The 16904-nt window shown below is 50.0% G+C and carries 16 protein-coding genes and 1 pseudogene; 6 read left to right on the forward strand and 11 right to left on the reverse strand.

Annotated elements, in window-relative coordinates:
* Window positions 1–15: 15 nt before the first annotated feature.
* From P403_RS16930 to P403_RS0109050, 3 genes and pseudogenes are all read right to left on the reverse strand, one after another.
* Window positions 16–135: pseudogene (locus tag P403_RS16930) on the reverse strand (transposase); the annotation flags it as partial.
* A gap of 302 nt (window positions 136–437) precedes the next feature.
* Complete coding sequence (locus P403_RS0109045; RefSeq protein ID WP_029332320.1) at window positions 438–821, reverse strand: nuclear transport factor 2 family protein; 384 nt, start codon at window positions 819–821, stop codon at window positions 438–440.
* Window positions 822–834: 13 nt separating this feature from the next.
* Window positions 835–1317: an Rrf2 family transcriptional regulator gene (locus P403_RS0109050; RefSeq protein WP_029332321.1), complete on the reverse strand. Its 483-nt coding sequence runs from the start codon at window positions 1315–1317 to the stop codon at window positions 835–837.
* 211 nt (window positions 1318–1528) lie between these two features.
* Here P403_RS0109050 and cydD point away from each other — a divergent pair, with 211 nt between their 5' ends.
* The gene (gene cydD, locus P403_RS0109055; protein ID WP_029332322.1) at window positions 1529–3259 is read left to right on the forward strand and encodes a thiol reductant ABC exporter subunit CydD; all 1731 of its coding nucleotides are present in this window, start codon (window positions 1529–1531) and stop codon (window positions 3257–3259) included.
* Window positions 3256–4971 (forward strand): thiol reductant ABC exporter subunit CydC, encoded by a 1716-nt coding sequence (gene cydC / locus P403_RS0109060; RefSeq protein WP_029332323.1) that lies wholly within the window; start codon window positions 3256–3258, stop codon window positions 4969–4971. Before cydD ends, cydC begins: the two co-directional genes overlap by 4 nt.
* Window positions 4972–5029: 58 nt before the next feature.
* Here cydC and P403_RS0109065 read toward each other — a convergent pair whose 3' ends face one another.
* Window positions 5030–5533, reverse strand: a complete 504-nt coding sequence (locus tag P403_RS0109065; protein WP_029332324.1) for a hypothetical protein — start codon at window positions 5531–5533, stop codon at window positions 5030–5032.
* A gap of 150 nt (window positions 5534–5683) precedes the next feature.
* Here P403_RS0109065 and P403_RS0109070 point away from each other — a divergent pair, with 150 nt between their 5' ends.
* Entirely contained in the window at window positions 5684–6331 is a 648-nt protein-coding gene (locus tag P403_RS0109070) for a hypothetical protein (RefSeq protein ID WP_029332325.1), read from the forward strand.
* Window positions 6332–6589: 258 nt separating this feature from the next.
* On the opposite strand, the gene kynB is transcribed toward P403_RS0109070, so the two are convergent.
* Genes kynB through kynU form a run of 4 tightly spaced genes read right to left on the reverse strand, consistent with a single transcriptional unit; the run spans window position 6590 to window position 10757 of the window.
* The gene (kynB, locus tag P403_RS0109075; RefSeq protein ID WP_029332326.1) at window positions 6590–7213 is read right to left on the reverse strand and encodes an arylformamidase; all 624 of its coding nucleotides are present in this window, start codon (window positions 7211–7213) and stop codon (window positions 6590–6592) included.
* 13 nt (window positions 7214–7226) lie between these two features.
* Entirely contained in the window at window positions 7227–8066 is an 840-nt protein-coding gene (gene kynA / locus P403_RS0109080) for a tryptophan 2,3-dioxygenase (RefSeq protein WP_029332327.1), read from the reverse strand.
* A gap of 20 nt (window positions 8067–8086) precedes the next feature.
* A complete protein-coding gene (locus tag P403_RS0109085) occupies window positions 8087–9469 on the reverse strand; it encodes an amino acid permease (RefSeq protein ID WP_029332328.1) in 1383 nt (460 codons plus the stop codon).
* A gap of 10 nt (window positions 9470–9479) precedes the next feature.
* Window positions 9480–10757 carry a kynureninase gene (gene kynU, locus P403_RS0109090; protein WP_029332329.1) on the reverse strand — a complete coding sequence of 426 codons (1278 nt, stop codon included), beginning with the start codon at window positions 10755–10757 and terminating at the stop codon, window positions 9480–9482.
* Between the two features lie 110 nt (window positions 10758–10867).
* Here kynU and P403_RS0109095 point away from each other — a divergent pair, with 110 nt between their 5' ends.
* The 3 genes from P403_RS0109095 to P403_RS0109105 all read left to right on the forward strand — a co-directional run bounded on the left by P403_RS0109095 (window position 10868) and on the right by P403_RS0109105 (window position 12505).
* Window positions 10868–11494 (forward strand): TetR/AcrR family transcriptional regulator, encoded by a 627-nt coding sequence (locus P403_RS0109095; protein WP_029332330.1) that lies wholly within the window; start codon window positions 10868–10870, stop codon window positions 11492–11494.
* 53 nt (window positions 11495–11547) lie between these two features.
* On the forward strand, window positions 11548–12000 hold the full coding sequence (locus P403_RS0109100; RefSeq protein ID WP_029332331.1) for a DUF4385 domain-containing protein: 453 nt from the start codon (window positions 11548–11550) through the stop codon (window positions 11998–12000).
* A gap of 172 nt (window positions 12001–12172) precedes the next feature.
* Window positions 12173–12505: a hypothetical protein gene (locus P403_RS0109105; RefSeq protein WP_029332332.1), complete on the forward strand. Its 333-nt coding sequence runs from the start codon at window positions 12173–12175 to the stop codon at window positions 12503–12505.
* Window positions 12506–12604: 99 nt separating this feature from the next.
* On the opposite strand, the gene P403_RS0109110 is transcribed toward P403_RS0109105, so the two are convergent.
* The 3 genes from P403_RS0109110 to P403_RS0109120 all read right to left on the reverse strand — a co-directional run bounded on the left by P403_RS0109110 (window position 12605) and on the right by P403_RS0109120 (window position 16842).
* On the reverse strand, window positions 12605–13801 hold the full coding sequence (locus tag P403_RS0109110; protein ID WP_029332333.1) for an MFS transporter: 1197 nt from the start codon (window positions 13799–13801) through the stop codon (window positions 12605–12607).
* Window positions 13802–14020: 219 nt separating this feature from the next.
* Complete coding sequence (locus P403_RS0109115) at window positions 14021–15082, reverse strand: acyltransferase family protein (RefSeq protein WP_029332334.1); 1062 nt, start codon at window positions 15080–15082, stop codon at window positions 14021–14023.
* A complete protein-coding gene (locus P403_RS0109120; protein WP_235195189.1) occupies window positions 15079–16842 on the reverse strand; it encodes a CDP-glycerol glycerophosphotransferase family protein in 1764 nt (587 codons plus the stop codon). Before P403_RS0109120 ends, P403_RS0109115 begins: the two co-directional genes overlap by 4 nt.
* Between the last annotated feature and the right edge of the window lie 62 nt (window positions 16843–16904).

Consider the following 16904-nt stretch of genomic DNA (forward strand, 5'->3'; position numbering starts at 1 on the left):
TAAGGAATCCAAAAACCAATTCGTGATTTTTTTGAGGTTCAAGGCAATCGTAAGCATCGCTTGAAGCGTCATTTCGTTCAGTCCCCGGTAGCGAGTCCAACGCATGCCATACTTTTCTTTCGCATCGGCGACGACAGAGAAGGGGGTGTTCCAATGAGGTGGTGATTTCTCTTACATATCAATAAGTAGTCTTCCTTTTTCAGGTTCTACTTTTTATACACGGAAGAAAAGAGGAGACAAGCGTTTTGTTCACTCGAAATCGCTTCCTAGGGAAAAACAAGCAGGAGCGACCCTGCAACGAAGTGAAGCGGCGCGATGCTTGTCCCAGGAAAACGATTCGAGGTGAACAAAAAAAGCGCAATCCTTCTCGTTAGAAAAAATTGCACTTTGTCTTCAGTCTGAAGAGACCGTTCCGAGTGGAGAACGGTCTCTTTTGGTTAGTTGTTGTAATTGTTGAACATCTTCGCATCATCCGGCACATTCGCAAGATAGACGATTTTTCCGTCCGCATCAAGGCGGGCGATATCCGTCCCGTCCTGCGTGAAGACCGTTCCGTCAGCCCGCTTGCCGCAGACGGCCCAGCGTGTCTCGAATGTATCGCCATCTGCTGACGGCAGCCAGGCTTCATACATGTGTTTGATGTCCTGGTTGGCAGTGAAGACCATCCGGACGAAGTTTTTCCAAGCGTCGATGCCGTGTTGTTCCTGTCCGTTCAGCACGAACGTGATGTCGTCCGAAAAGAGGGAAACGAGGTCACTAAAAGCCTGTTCGTCGGTCCGGGAAGCGTCAAATAAGTCAAAGTAGCGGTCCAGTGTAGTCATGAGTAAGTCTCCTTTAGTTGCGAATCATTTGTTGTTCAATCAAGGTTTTTAATGTCGTTAAGTGGTCAGGGGGGCAGTTCCGGTCGATTTCCTGTCGGAGCGACCCGATCGTTTCACGTTTTAAGGTCGATTGCCAAGCGTCTTCCGCTTCCGTCATCAAGTCCGATAAGAGGCGGACGTTCTGTTCTTTGATGCCCATCAAGTCCTCAAAGACACCACTTGAAGCATAAAGAGATTGTTTTCCTTCGATGGCTTCGTAGACGTCAAAAATGCGAATCTGGTCGGAAGGTTGATTCAAACGGAAACCGCCTTTGACCCCCGGGACAGATAGGAGAAGGTCGGCACTGACGAGTTTACGTAATAGTTTTTGAAAGTACGTCGGTGAAGCACCGAGCTGCTGACTGATGAACTCACCGGGTAAAAGTCCTTTTTCCGGCAAAAAGGTCAGTAACAGCATCGCGTAGACGGATTGTTCGACTCCGGTTTTCATTTGCATGGTAATTCGTCCTTTCTGTATAACGCGGATAACTATTGTCTATAATAATGGGTGTTAACAGTTTTGTCGAGTAAAACGCTTCTCACAAAACCGTCACACCTTTGGAGCGGCATTCTCATGGCAACTACACGATGGATTCGGTATACTGAATGTACGATATGTGAAAATATTCACTAAAAGTCGTTCACAATTTGTGAAAGGGCGTTTTTATATGAATCCACTTAAAGGAATCATCTCGATTCCACGTACGATCATGCTGCAATTGGTACTGGCGGCTGTCCTGATGGGGATTGCGGTCATCGGTCAATCGTACTTGATCGTCATCATCGTCGACCGCATTTTTCTCCAAGGGGACGCCTTTGCGGCCATCGTTCCGCTACTTGGTGTCTTACTGCTCATGCTGATGTTGCGGGTCGCTGTCACCTACTGGAACGGGCGGCTCGGGACGGTTCTCGCGGCGCGTGTCAAACAAGACATTCGCCAGGCGCTCGTCGCGAAGTATACGACGAGTTCCGTCGAAGTGATGTCGCAAGGACAGTCGGGACAAAAGGTCAGTGTGTTGCTTGACGCGGTCGATGAGATGGACAGCTATTACAGCCAATACTTGCCGAAAGTCATCCAGACATCGATCGTTCCCTTGATGGTGCTGATCGCAGCATTCAGTTATGACTGGATTACGGGTCTCGTCATGATGATCACGGCACCGTTCATTCCCTTGTTCTACATCGTCATCGGGATTATGACGCAAAAACGTGCCGATACACAGCTCGAGAAGATGACGGCGTTCTCGGGGACCTTTCTCGATACGCTGCAAGGCATCACGACGTTGAAGTTGTTTGGTCGCGCGAAAGCACAGCAGGACGTCATCGAACGGAGCAGTCTCGACTTCCGCGATGCGACCTTGACCGTGCTGAAGCTCGCCTTCTTGTCGTCGTTGATGCTTGAGTTCATCTCGATGCTCAGCATGGGGATGATTGCGCTTGAAGTCAGCTTGCGGTTGATTCTCTTCCAAAGCATCACCTTTGTTCCGGCCTTCTTGATGCTCGTGCTTGCACCGGAGTATTATTTGGCGCTAAAAGAGATGGGGGCAGCATTCCATACCGGACGGGGAAGTGTTGCGGCGGCGAAACAGATTGCGTCTGAACTGACACAAGATGACCGGGGTGTAACGTTCGGGTCGGTTGATTTACCGACCGCGACCCCACCGCGGATTGAATTCAAAGACGTGGACTTTACGTATCAGGATGAGCGGTTTGCACTGACCGACGTCACGCTCCGGATTGAACCGTATCAAAAGATCGCCTTGATTGGACGAAGTGGTGCCGGGAAATCGACCGTCCTGCAGTTACTCGCGGGACTGGCGGATCCAAAAAACGGCGAAGTGCTCCTGAATGGTCAGCCACGCGCACAAATCACGGAAACGAGCTGGTTCGGACAGCTCAGTTATATCTCGCAGCATCCTTACCTGTATGCGGGGACACTCGCCGACAACATCGCCATCGGTGAATTACGGGAGGCGACGCGGACAGACATCGAACGTGCCGCAGCTGCCGCAGGACTCAAAGAACTGATTGCGAGTTTACCGGACGGGCTCGACACGGGAATCGGTGAAGGAGGGCGCGGTTTATCAGGTGGCGAAAAACAACGGGTCGCACTCGCCCGTGCCTTCTTAAAACGACCGAACGTCATCTTGTTCGACGAACCGACGACGGGACTCGACGTCAAGACGGAACACCTGTTACAGCAGGCAATCGGAGAACTCGGACGGACGGCGACCGTCATCACGGTCGCACATCGTCTGCATACGATTGAACAGTCAGACAACATCGTCATTTTAGAGGCCGGCCGGATTGTCGACCAAGGCACACATGAGGCGCTACTCGCGCGGGATTCAGAGTATGCACGGATGCGTGCCGTCCAACGAGGGGAGGAAACACGATGAAGGAATTGATGGGTATTTTTCGATTGATGCTGCACCAGAAACGGGATATCGTCCTCTCAATCGTTTTTGGTGTTCTTGCCGGAGTCACGGCGGTGGGGCTGTTTGCGGCAAGCGGCTTCCTGATTTCGAAGGCGGCACTGTTGCCACCGATTCAAACACTCGCTGTACTGATTGCCTTACAAAAGATATCAAGCCTGACGCGTGCCGTCAGTCGTTATGCGGAGCGTTATTATTCGCACCGGGCGACATTTACGATTTTGAGTGATTTACGGACGACGTTCTACAAACGACTTGAACCGCTTGCGCCAGGTATCTTCGCGAAGTATCGGAGCGGGGATTTACTCGCGCGAATCGTCGGCGATGTCGAGAGTCTGCAAAACACGTTTTTACGTGTCGTCTATCCGCCGATCATTCTCGTCCTCGTCTTTCTCTGTACGATCTTCTTTGTCAGCTTCTTTTCACTCAGCGTCGCGCTCGTCCTTGTGTTCGGACTGCTCTTGACGGGATTCATCATCCCGGGCTGGTTCGCTTACCGCGAACAACGTTTCGCACGGACTGTCCGCGCACGGCGTGGGGAACTCTCGACGGAAGTGACAGAGTTGTTCCAAGGCTACCGCGACTTAAAAATCTATCAGCAACTCGGAAACAAAGAAACGGAACTGAACGAAGTCGCAGCCCGCTATGTCGCAGAAGAACGGCGCAACGGACTACATGCCGTCTCGAACCTTGCGCTCAATACACTGGCGACGTTAGTCATCTCGTGGCTCGTTCTCGGACTTGGTGCCTACCTCGTCGCGGACGGTCAACTCGATGGTGTGTTCCTTGCATTGCTCGTCATGACCTCGTTGACGGTGTTCGAAAATGCGGCACCGATGGCGATTTTACCCGGCTTCTTCGAAGATAGCCGCCATGCTGCACGGCGGCTCGATGATGTCGTGACGGACGAAGTCATTCCGACATATCCTTCATTTCAACTGGATGCTGCCCCGACGCTTACGGCGACGGATGTCACATTTGCGTTTCCGGGTGAAGTCCGGCCCGTCCTCCGTAACGTCAGCGTGACGTTTCCCCGTGGCTCGAAGACGGCGATCGTCGGCGCGAGCGGATCCGGTAAATCGACCTTGCTCCAACTGTTGCTCCGAATGTATCCAGTGGACGGAATCATGATTGATGGTGTCCGCGGAGCGGAAATCGATCCGGAAGCCTTGTGGCGACAAACGAATGTCGTCCTGCAACAGAATCATTTCTTTTACGGAACGATTCGTGAAAACTTGCAGCTCGCACATGAGGAAGCGACGGATGAAACGATGGAATTGGCATTGCGGCAGGTTGATTTGACGTTTCGCCTGGAGGACAAAGTGCTCGAGAAAGGGGAAAATCTATCGGGGGGCGAAAAACAACGCCTCGCGCTTGCCCGGATTTTCTTACGCGAAGCACCGCTGTACTTGCTGGATGAACCGACGTCATCCGTCGATGCCTTGACGGAACAGATGATTTTACGTCAACTGTTCGCACGTGCGACAGACGCAACTGTGTTACTCGTCAGCCATCGTCTCGCAGGCCTTGAACAGATGGATCAGATTGTCGTCATGGAACAGGGACAAGTCATCGAAGTCGGGACGTATGATGAGTTGATGAACCGACAAGGTGCCTTCTATGCATTAAAACAAGTCGAACAATCCGTCTTTACACCGGATCAACTCGCTCGTTAAACAAATAGGATCCGCTTGTGCCACGAACGGCGCCAGCGGATCCTATTTTTCGTCTAGTTTACCGAGGTACGTTGAGCCACCAGTGATGGAGGAGCAGGAACGAGCTACTGACGAGGAGGGTGGCACAAGTGAAGATGAAAAACGTCATACTGTTAAAAGTCTGATCATTCATATGGATATCGAAGGCGGATGTGATCGAACGAATGTATTCTAAATCACGTGTCATTCCTTCGCGATGCATCAAATAATCAATCAAGTCAGCCCGGTACGTTCGGTAGTGATGGATTTGATAAATTGAAGCGAACAGCACCGAACTTCCGCTAAGCAGCAGTAAAATCGCTAGTCCGAATGGTCGGACTTGAAGACGGTGCAGGAAACGGATGACGGCACGGACATGGATGACAAACAAAGGGATTAAGACGAAGATTAATAAAATAGCCGGATTGCCGTTACCGGAACTGACTTCAGGTGAGACGGACATCCCATGACCGAAACCAAACAGACCGGCTTCGGCGAGCAGGAGACCGACAGCGATCAATCCATCATTTCGTTTTGAATCCATTTTGCACCTCCGGAGAATATGTAATGGATTCAGTGTACAAAACAATCGCCGGCGCCAGGTGACCGTTTTCCTACAGAATGGAAATGGAATTTTAATGGACCTTATGATGTATCGATGGTAAAGTAAGGAAAATTAAAAAGGGGGAGTTCAATGGATATCCGTCACGAAACAATCGCAGTCGGGGAGCAGCTGGTTTCATATACGCATTATTATTCCGAGTCATCACAGGTCTGTTTTTTGTTGTCAGGCGCAAGTTATGTCTACAACCATCCATACTTTTACTACAGTCGTATGATGTTGCTGAATCATGATGTCAATATCATTGAGATTCACTATATGTCGGACGACATCTATGTGTTGCCGGACGAGGAAGCGGACGACGAAATCCTTCGCCGGATCGATGCCGTCATCGCGAAAGTCTTACAAGAAAAAACCTATCTGACGCACCAGTTCATCGCGAAATCCCTTGGAACGGGTCCGCTCGTTAAGTTGATGCAACGACCGGTTTTTTCGGAAGCGACGGTCATCTTGTTGACGCCGCTTTTGACCGTACCCTTCATCGCGGAAGGAATTGCGGCAAGCCGGCAACGGGGATTACTCGTCATCGGCGATACGGACCGTTTTCATGAAACGTCGGCACTCGAGCGGTGCCGGACAAGTAACTTAACGGTTGAGCTGATTCCTGGAGCGAATCATTCGTTAGATATCGGTTTTCAAGTCGATCAGTCGCTTGCGACGGTTGCGCATGTGACGAAACGAATTGAAGAAACACTCTTTCCCGTGACGGTAATTCGTTGAACGGTGTTGTCTATCGTTTCTAGGCGAAGTGAGTGACTGACAAACGCGTCTTCCTTCTCGTGCTTTCCTCGGGCGAGGCGCAAGCCGTTGCTACTTGATTCTAACGAACCAATTAGCAGGGTCTTGCCTGCCTCTGACAGCGCAAAAATCGTGCGCTTTTCCCCGTAGGAGTCACGAAAAGTGAAACGTTTGTCTGAAGGTTACTTCACTACAGTCAAAAAAGAACGTCCTCGAAAAACGAGAACGTTCTTTTTTTGTTCAATATGGACGTAATAACGCACGGACCGGGCTGCCGTCACCATCGACGAGCGGGAGCGGGACGGCGTTCAGGTGATAGTCCCCAGGTGCGATTTTATCGAGGACAAGTCCTTCTAAAATATGCACACCATGGGTAGCAAGTGCGTGATGAGCAGCCATCTCCTTACTATCGATCGCATCGACGGACGGAAGATCGAGACCAATCAGTTCGATGCCGAGAGTACCGAGTCGCTCCGCGAGACTAGGTGTCAAAACGGGAATCGACTCAGGGAAAACTGATTTATCGACCCAGCCGTCCGTCTTGATGATGAGGCGGCGGACATCGGTCAAATCGAATCCGTCGAGGTCACTTGCGACGAGTTCCGTCCGACCGGGTAAGTAGATGACCCGTGCATGACCAATATATAGATCGGGGTCGAGCTCGATGACTTTCTTGCCGGCATCGTCAAAGTGGAACGGCGCATCGATATGTGTACCAGTGTGTAAACTCATCGTGACTTTACCGACGTTGACGGACCCTGTGTCGGCTTTACTCCAACTGATCGTATAGTCGAACTTCGTATCTCCCGGCCATGTCGTCACGGACGAGGACAGTGGTTGTGAAACATCAATCCAGCGGTTCATCAGGAATTCCCCCTCATAATTTTGTGCGGACGGACCAGAGTTCCGGGAAGAAGCGGTGGTCAAGGACACGACGTAGGTAACTGACGCCGGACGAGCCGCCCGTACCCGGTTTTTGTCCGATGATCCGTTCGACCGTACTCATGTGATTGAAACGCCACATTTGTTGTTGGCTGCCGATATCGAGTAACTTCTCACCGAGTTCGTACAGGTCCCAGTATTGTTCGACATCACGGTAAACTTCACCCCAGGCGGCTTCGACACTGGCGTCAGCTTCCCAGTCTTGTGTGACATCGCGCTCAAGGATGGCGGAATCAATCGCGAGACCGCGTCGTGCCATCGCACGGACGGTCTCATCGTAGATGCTGGGTGTTTTTAAATCAGTGTTCAGCTGGGCGAATAATTCTGTTTCATGTTCATAAACACGCAGCATTTGCGCGTTTTTAAAACCGAGTGCAAATTCAATTTGCCGGTTTTGATAGGACTGGAAACCGGACGAGTGCCCGAGGGAGTCCCGGAATTCGAGGTACTCTGCCGGTGTCAACGTCGAGAGGACGGACCAGGACTGAATCAATTGTTGCTGAATCTTTGAGACACGGGCGAGCATCTTGAATGAACGTTCAAGCTGATCGTCCGCAATCGCCTTCGTCGCAGCCGTCATCTCATGCAAAATCAACTTCATCCAAAGCTCACTTGTCTGGTGGATGATGATGAACAGCATTTCATCATGATGATCCGATAAGCGGTGTTGGCTGCTGAGTAGTGGATCAAGCTGTAAATAATCCCCGTATGACATGTCTTTCTTGAAATCCGTTTGAATCGTCGACTCGATTCCGTTTTGACCGGTCTGTTCCATTCCAATCGATCCCCTTTACGTTAAAGTGATTGTGAACGTTTCTGTTGATCTGCTTGCGGTGGATGATTTCGTTTCCAAAACGCGTAGGCAATCGTCAGGAAAATCAACCATGGGATTCCGAACTTCAAGACAATCTGGAAGTCCGTGAACCATGTCGTGATGACGAGCGCGACTAACAAGATCGCTCCTAGCGCCGTCAAATACGGATACCCCATCATCCGGACAGGTAGTTTTCGCCCACCGTCCCGTTCCCAGGCTTTGCGGAAGTAGAGATGGGAAATGAAGATCATGAACCATGTGAAAATCGCACCGAACATCGAAATCCCCATCATGAACGGGTACGAGACGCTCGACTGACTGCTGATGACGGCAGCAAGGAAGATGCCGAGTGTTGAGACACCGAGTGCGAACAAGGGAACACCTTTTGCGTTCAGACGACTAAAGATTCTCGGTGCATAGGTTGCTTTTGAGAGTGAGTACATCATCCGCGTCGAAGCGTACAGTTGACTGTTCATCGCTGACAAGGCTGCTGTCAGGATGATGAAGTTCATGATGCCGCCTGCATAGGGAATCGACAGGAGCTGCATCACTTTGACGAACGGACTTTGATCAATCCCACCGGCCTGTTGCCACGGGACGATCATCAACATGACGGCAATGGTCAGGACATAAAACGTCGACAGGCGGAAAACCGTCGCTTTTAATGCTTTCGGCACGGCAACGTCAGGGTCCTTTGCTTCACCCGCTGTGACCGCAATTAATTCTGTCCCGATAAAACTAAAGAGCGAGATGAAGACGGCGACCCACAGACCGGAAATTCCGAACGGCAGGAAGCCGCCCGCATTCGTGAAGTTTTGCGGACCGATTTCTGGTGACGGACTACCGAAAATCAAGTACGCACCAAGGACGATGAACATGAGAATGGCACTGATCTTGATGACGGAGAACCAGTATTCAAACGTTGCAAACGTGTGGACCGTCGTAGCATTGATATAAATGAGTGCCGCGGCAAACAACAAAATCCAGAGGTAACCGGGAACATCCGGGAACCAGTACTTCATATAAATCGCAATCGCACTGACCTCGACCCCGATGGCAAGAACGTTCGCGACCCAGTACGAGTAGCGGACGAGGAAGCCGGCATAGGGACTGATATAGCGTTCGGCAATCGTTCCGAACGCACCGGAAGTCGGGTGGGCGACCGTCATTTCGGCGAGGCAGCCCATCAGTAATAAGACGATGAAGGCGCCGATCGCATAACTGATCAGCACGCTTGGTCCGGCGAGACTGATTGCGAGACCACTGCCGAGAAATAGTCCCGTCCCGATGGCAGATCCCATCGCAATCATCGTCAGTTGACGCGTTTTTAAGTCACGTCGTAGTTCAGTAGGGTGTTCTTTCATGATGACCTCCTTACGCGACGACTTCGCGTTCATTTGCGAATTGCGCGTATTCCTTCTCTTCCATAATGGTCTTCAGCGTCGCAACGACGTCGTAGACATCGCTAAACGTATTGTACAATGCGACCGGTGCGAGGCGAACGATGTTCGGTGCACGGAAGTCCGGAATGATGTGATGGGCTTTTAACGCTTTACAGATTCGCGCCGCTTCCGGATGTTCGAGGCTCAAGTGGGCACCACGTTGCTTGTGATCGCGAGGACTTCCGATGAAGAAGCCGTACGGTGCAAGTTCTTCATCGACAAGACGCATCATATAGTCCGTCAAGGCGAGCGATTTTTCCCGGACGGCGTCGATTCCGACTTCTGCGAACAGTTCGAGGGCACCGATTTGCGGTGCGAGACTCAAGACATGTGGTGTTCCGATTTGGAAGGCACCCGCATCTTCTGCCGGCGTCAACGTATGGTCCATGTCGAATTGTTTGTCTTTGCGTGAACCGAACCAGCCGGTTAAACCGGGGAGTGTCCCGAAGTGCCGCTCATGGACGAACAAACCACCGACGGTTCCCGGTCCACCATTTAAATGTTTATAGTTGCACCAGTAGGCAAAATCGACGCCCCAGTCGTGAAACGCATGGGGGACGGCGCCGACCGAGTGACAGCCATCAAAGCCGATCAGGATGCCCCGGTCATGGGCGGCTTTTGTCAAACGTTCCATGTCGAGGACTTGTCCGCTCCGGTATAAAACGGTCGGAAGGACGATCAAGGCGATGTCATCCGTCATTGCGGCAATCAAATCCTCTTCGTCAAGGAAACGTCCGTCGCGACTCTCGACTTGAACAAGGTGCTCAGCTGGGTCGAGTCCACGTAAACGAAGTTGGCTTTGCAGGGCATAAATGTCTGATGGGAACGTCAGACTGTCGGCTAAAATTTTCGTCCGCTGTCCGCTCGGCGCAAAGAACGTCGAGACGAGTTGATGCAGGTTGACGGTCGTCGACCCTGTCACCATAACTTCGTTTGCGCGCCCGCCGACAAGGGGGGCGTTTAAGGCCGCGAGTTTTTCCGACAATTCGAACCACGGATGACGCCCCTGCATCCAACCGTCAATCCCGAGTTCGCGCCAATCAGCAAGCGACTCCAGTAATGTCTGTTCGGCACGTTTGGATAAGAGACCAAGCGAGTTGCCATCCATATAAATCGATCCTTCACGGAGATAAAATTCATTGCGGTATGGTGCAAGTTGGTCTTGCTGATCCATGCGGACTGCCTCATCACGGTTTGCTGTAAGTGTCATCTCGGTTCCTCCTCAGACTGAATCCTTAATCAATTTTGACAAAAGCGTAGCAAACAAATTGACACTGTGTCAATATTATCGAATAACGAATCAAAAGGAGTGGTGTGAGGATGAAGGAACCAGGACAGGCGAAAGTCGACAAACGTCATCTACGGACGGTGCGCACACGTGAAAAGCTGCTCGTTGCAGCACGTGACGTCTTTTTATCGCAAGACTTTCAAACGGCAACCATCTCACAAATCATCAAACAAGCGGGTGTCGGTTACGGAACGGCATACGTTCATTTTGAAGGGAAGGATGAATTGTTGATCGTCTTGATGGAAGACGTCATGGACCGGTTTTACCAAATTGCCGAGCAAGTGTTTGAGCCGCGTTCGCGTGCGGACGCAAAACAGCAGATTTTGGAACAGGCGACGGCCTTTCTGCGGTTAGCGGACGAGGAGCGGGCGATGCTTCGGATCGTCGAGCAAGCGATTGGCGTATCGTACGTCGTCCGGACGAAGTGGAAACAAATTCGGGAACGGTTCATCGAACAAATCAGCCAAGACATTTTATATGCCCAACAGCAAGGGCTGGCCCGGATGGATCTTGAACCGAAACTCGTCGCCCGCGGGTGGTTTTTCGCAAATGAAATGTATTTGTTTGAAGTCGTCCGGGGAGAGACGACGGCAACGATTGATGAGATTGCACGGACGCTGACGGAAGTGTATGCCCATGGATTGTATCGAGAAGATTAAGCAAAGGCATGGCGGGGAATTGTCCTGTAATTAACTAAAGGGATGTGGGAACCGTGGCATTTGATTATGAGATCGATTTCAAGACGACGGACTTTCGGAAAGAACCGGAAAAATACCGCGTCGGACGGGGGGAGCAAGGTGTTCTACTTGTCGAACCGTACAAAGGTGAAATCCTGCCGCATTGGCGGTTCAAGACACCGGAGATTGCGAAGGAGTCCTCTGAAAAAATCTATGCGATGTACTTAGCCTATAAAGAAGCAGGCGATTTTGTCGGGATGGATATGGCGCGGAAGTTCATTCAGATGGGACACACGCGTGCCCGCCGTTATGCGAATTATCCGGGAGGACGGAAATATAAGGATAAAGAAAAAGGTGAGTTGAACGAACGGGACATCGACCCGGAAAAAGCAAAATCCGCTGAAATCTTTCAAGAGAAGTGGGACTTGATCCGGGCCGATGAAGACTACCTGAAGTTAAAAAAAGCCCATCAAAAAGCATATGGTTAAAATGAAGCGAAGATGATCCAATACGGTCAATAAACCTGCAGCGAGGCACGTATCTTTGACGACGCTTCCACCTGTTTTTTTAAAAATCAGTTTCCATCTTGCACTAAAAAAGACGAATTTGAATGGGAACGATTTGTTATTATGAAACAAATCGATCGTGGAGTGTGAAAGGATGAAAAAGCTGAAGCAAGTCGTGTTAATCCTGTTCGGATTGAGTATGTACGCAGTGACGGATTATTTCATCGAGACCGTTGCCTACTCTGTTTTGCTCGTGTTATTCGTAAGCAGTGTGGGGCTTAGTTTCGTAGGCGAAATAGAAGAGTCGCGTTTTTTTACGACGCGTCGCGTTTTTCTGACGACACTGCTCTGCGGACTGCTCTTCAATCATGTTCTTTGGTTAGAATGGACGGCTTTCTTGTTTGTCTTGCTGGCGGTAGAAGTCAGTGTGAAAGGACTTCGATTAATTGCGACCGAATTCCGTCTTCGAAAAGAACTGCAGTGTTAAGAAAAGACCGATTCATTTAGATGTCGTACGGTAAAGAAAGAGTAGGACGGTCTCCGCTATACATCCGGAGACCATCCTACTCTTTTTGGTGAATTTAACTTAAGAAGTGCGTTCGATTTTTTCGATCAATCGGGACTGACGGCGTTGCCATACGACAGAGCCGACTAACGTCACGGCGAGGAAGACAAGTCCAAGCATGAACGGATATAAGATATTGACGTCATACAGCAGACCGGCAAGTGTCGGTCCGAGGACGTTTCCGATGCTCATGTAGGCATTGTTCATCCCCATCGCGAATCCTTGCTCGTTCCCGGCGAGTTTTGAGATCATCGTGTTCAAGACGGGCCGTAAAATCGACGTCGCGAGGAAGATGACCAGTGTGACGGCGAAGAACCCGCCGTAACTCGAGGCGAAGAGTGAGACGAGGAACCCAAGTGTCGCAATCAATAAAAAGATATTCAATACTTTGCCTTCACCCAGACTCCGGGTGATTTTGTCGACGATAAAGATTTGAGCAATAACGCTGATGATACCAGTCGATGTCACCATGACGGCGATGTCTTTCGGTGAAGCGCCGAATTGGTTATCGATGAAGAGACCGAGGACGGATTCGTACGCCATCAGACCAAAACTCATGACGAGTGTAATGACGAGCGGGACGAAGTATGGTTTTTGGAACGACGCACCGATTTTACTGAGCATCGATCCTTCGTCCGGTGCCATCGCTGTTGCATCATGGACATCACTCTCTTTGAGCAACAAGATGCTGAACAAGACGGCGAGTCCCGAGACGAGAGCTGAGACGAGTAGTGGTAATTTCAAGTCATACTCGGCGAGGAATCCGCCGATTCCCGGTCCGATAACGATTCCAAGCGACATCGCGGCCGAGACATAACTGTTTCCTTTCGCCCGTTGATCCATCGTCGTGATATCGGCGACGTAAGCAAAGATTGCCGGAATCAGCAAGGCAGCACCGATACCGCCGATTGCACGGGACAGATAAAGAATCGCGACCGAGTTCGAGAAGTAAAAGACGAACATCGACAGTGTCAGACCAATCAGTCCATAGATGATCATCTTGCGACGGCCGTATTGATCGGCCCATTTTCCGGCGACGGGAGACATGACGAGCTGGGCGCCGGCAAAGATGGCGATCATCAGCCCGGCAGCCGTTCCACCTTGTCCGATGGAGGCGAGATAAGCAGGCAGAATCGGAATGATGATCCCGAAGCTCCCGACGGCGATGAACATGTTGATCATCAAGACCGTTAATTTTTTACGTTGATCCGCTTGCAAGGGGACCCCTTCTTTCTGCGCGCTTATGTAAGCGATTATTGTGTCATCCTTATCATCTTAGTTTCAAGAGAAAGACTGTGTCAATTTAGAGTGCTGAAAAAGCCAGACGGATTTTGAAATGGATACGAAAAAAGGGACTGCCATCTAAAAATCGATGGACAATCCCTTTTTGGATGTTTTAGATGAAGTCATCTGCTCCTACACGTATCAGGTAAAGCATCAACTCGTTTTCTTGAATAACCAATTGACGTTTGGCGATAACAACGGTCGCAAAATCCGTACGACGGGGCGACTCGACAGGACAAAGACAAGTACTGTCGCGAGCAAGAGCCCTAAGCCAATCAACAGGAACGGTGATTCTGCGATGGCCGGTGGTAAGGAATCACGGAAGAGACGGACGATGAACGAATGGAGTAAGTAAATCGCTAACGTCTGAATCCCGATTTCGTCAAACCGTTCACCGAAGGACCGTCTTGGGACAATCAGGAGGACGGAGAAAATCATGACCGTACTGACGGCATAAAGGAACAGTTGCGTCGCCGCTCCCTTAAGGAGAGAGACCTCAAACTCACCGTACGTATCCCGGTAAAAGAGCCATGCCGTATCAAAACCGTTTTTTGTCCAGATCGCCATAAAAATCGCAATCGTCAGTGAAACGACGAGACCGACGAGTCGTCCGGCAGGCCCCGTCAACCGATCGCGGAAGCCATCATTCGCTAACCAGCCTCGTTCTTTGACGAGATAGCCCATCAAGAAGAACGGATAAAAGCTAATCACCTTTTGGAGCGACAGGAAGTTCGTGATCGCACCCGGGTCTGCATTGATTAAAAGCGCAACAGCGACACTAATCAAGAGCGGGAAACGTAAAATAAGAAACCCGGGCGTGACGATTTGCCAAATGATAATGCCGAGCAGGTACCACAATGTCCAGCTTGGGACGAGCGGATGAAGTAATCCGTCAATCAGTCCTTCGAGCGTCTTATCGTTTGCATACGCAAGGTAGACTTCATGAATCGACTGCCAAATAAAATAGAGAACGACAAACGAAATGATCCGTTTTGGTCGGACTTGTTTGAAGAAGTACCCGCTCATGAAGATGAAGGCCGGCATGTGCAGCAAATAGATGACATTGTAGGCGATTTGAACCGAATCATTGCCGTCAAGATTACGGAACGTCTCGATCAAGTGACCGAAGACAACCGTGAAAATCAACAAAACTTTGTAATTCCCGAGCCAGTGATCGTAAGCCGGCACGGGAATCGGCTTTGGAGCAACCGTCATTTGTTCTCTCCAAGAATGATTTGATCGACGAACCGGGCACTTGATTTCCCATCCTGATGCTCGAAGAAGTACTCGGCGAACGCTTTGACGTTGTCCATTTCAAAGTCTTCATTTTTAATGCGTTCAATCAATTCGTCCGAATTTTTGACGATTGGTCCGGGCACGAATTCTTCAAAGTCGTAGTAGAAGTCACGTTTAGAGATGTAGTCGTCTAAGTCATAGGCGAAGAACAACATTGGTCGGTTCAAGAGTGAAAATTCGAAACATGTCGAAGAATAATCCGTAATCAAAATATCTGAGACGAACAACAACTCATTGATTTCACGGTGATCCGTCAAATCGATGAAGAAATCAGCGTACAGTTCTGGAATTTCCATCCGACGACGAACGAATGGGTGCATTTTTAAGACGAAGACATACTCTTCGTGGAACGCTTCGTACAAAGCATCTAAATCAAGTTGGTCGAAGTCGTAATAAGCACTTTTTGCGCCATTACCGCGGAAGGTCGGTGCAAACATGATGACTTTTTTCGTTTTGAATGTTGGATATTCTTCATAAATCCGTTCTTTCGCAGCAGCGATGTAGTCCTGGTCGAAGAACATATCCGTCCGCGGAATCCCTGTCGCGATGACTTGATCTTCGCGGAGACCGAATCCTTCAGCGTAGTGGCGCGCGACATTATGTGAACTGACGATTGCTTTCGTATAGTTCCGGTGACTGAGCGAGTTGGCGCTTGGACCACCCGGTTTACCGAGACGGCTGTAACCGAACGTCTTGAATGCTCCGACAGCATGCCATACTTGGACAAGATCCGTTCCTTTACGGATTTTGAGTGGATAGATCATCGGATAGAAATCATCGACGAGAATCGTTTTGGCTGTCGCCAGGTGATACGGCAATGTGAATTTATCACGCCAGTCGCGTCGGGATTGAAGATTCGGTTTGAAGAATGTCTTGACGTCGAGGTTCAAATCGCGTCGCTCGATTTCGTCGAGAATGTAGGCGAAGTTTCCGCTGACATCACTCCGTGAGTCGGAAGCGAGCAAGACTTTGTTTTCCGCGATCGGCTGCGTCCATTTCGTGACGTTGTAGATGGCTTTGAACGTAAACCGACGGAATTTAAAGGCACGCTTGCGGAAATCCTTTTTATATTTGTTGTACCGATCGATCATCCGGATGAAACGTTTTGACTCCCCGCGTTTTAGGGAATGGAAACTTAAGGTGTTGCTATACTCAGAATGTTGGACGACGAGTTCATATTCGAGTTTCAGTAACAGATTGCTATGTTTCGTATCGACACGGTAAATGACCGGAATCAGTGCACGTGTGTCGCCGAATGGGGCTTCATGTAAAATCGATTTGCCTTGGACGATTGCGAAGAAGGCATCAAAATAGCCCATTGGTAAAGGACGTCCCGTCGGTGTGATGTGATTGAGATCTAACTGACCGCTAAACGTTTCCTCGGTCCAATCCCCTTCGAACGGGAAGCGGAGGATGAACGTCCGTTTATTCCGTTTATTGCGGAAGACGATGGCACGTTCAAGCGGAATGGCTGCTTCTGGTGCTTCCGATTGAATGTAGTCATCTTCTCGTTCTGTTTCCTGTCCTTCTTGTGCTGTTGGGTTTTCGAAAAGTAATTGTTCTGCTTGCAAGAATTCAGTTAATCCAAACAAGCGTGCCTCAAAGCGGAATGTCGTACCGGCAAGCTCTAAATAGTCGACTTTCGCTTGTAAAGTCGGCATCAGTGTTTCTTCTGTCAAAACAATCTCTCCTCACGTAAATGATTACAATGTATTTACACAAAAGTAATAGGTTTTTAAAA

It is taken from the genome of Exiguobacterium oxidotolerans JCM 12280 (assembly GCF_000702625.1).
Lineage (GTDB): Bacteria > Bacillota > Bacilli > Exiguobacteriales > Exiguobacteriaceae > Exiguobacterium_A > Exiguobacterium_A oxidotolerans.

Bases quoted from the DNA above. Each gene is read 5' to 3' on its own strand.
- P403_RS0109045 (WP_029332320.1), bottom strand. From the start codon at position 821: ATGACTACACTGGACCGCTACTTTGACTTATTTGACGCTTCCCGGACC.
- P403_RS0109050 (WP_029332321.1), bottom strand. From the start codon at position 1,317: ATGCAAATGAAAACCGGAGTCGAACAATCCGTCTACGCGATGCTGTTA.
- cydD (WP_029332322.1), top strand. From the start codon at position 1,529: ATGAATCCACTTAAAGGAATCATCTCGATTCCACGTACGATCATGCTG.
- cydC (WP_029332323.1), top strand. From the start codon at position 3,256: ATGAAGGAATTGATGGGTATTTTTCGATTGATGCTGCACCAGAAACGG.
- P403_RS0109065 (WP_029332324.1), bottom strand. From the start codon at position 5,533: ATGGATTCAAAACGAAATGATGGATTGATCGCTGTCGGTCTCCTGCTC.
- P403_RS0109070 (WP_029332325.1), top strand. From the start codon at position 5,684: ATGGATATCCGTCACGAAACAATCGCAGTCGGGGAGCAGCTGGTTTCA.
- kynB (WP_029332326.1), bottom strand. From the start codon at position 7,213: ATGAACCGCTGGATTGATGTTTCACAACCACTGTCCTCGTCCGTGACG.
- kynA (WP_029332327.1), bottom strand. From the start codon at position 8,066: ATGGAACAGACCGGTCAAAACGGAATCGAGTCGACGATTCAAACGGAT.
- P403_RS0109085 (WP_029332328.1), bottom strand. From the start codon at position 9,469: ATGAAAGAACACCCTACTGAACTACGACGTGACTTAAAAACGCGTCAA.
- kynU (WP_029332329.1), bottom strand. From the start codon at position 10,757: ATGACACTTACAGCAAACCGTGATGAGGCAGTCCGCATGGATCAGCAA.
- P403_RS0109095 (WP_029332330.1), top strand. From the start codon at position 10,868: ATGAAGGAACCAGGACAGGCGAAAGTCGACAAACGTCATCTACGGACG.
- P403_RS0109105 (WP_029332332.1), top strand. From the start codon at position 12,173: ATGAAAAAGCTGAAGCAAGTCGTGTTAATCCTGTTCGGATTGAGTATG.
- P403_RS0109115 (WP_029332334.1), bottom strand. From the start codon at position 15,082: ATGACGGTTGCTCCAAAGCCGATTCCCGTGCCGGCTTACGATCACTGG.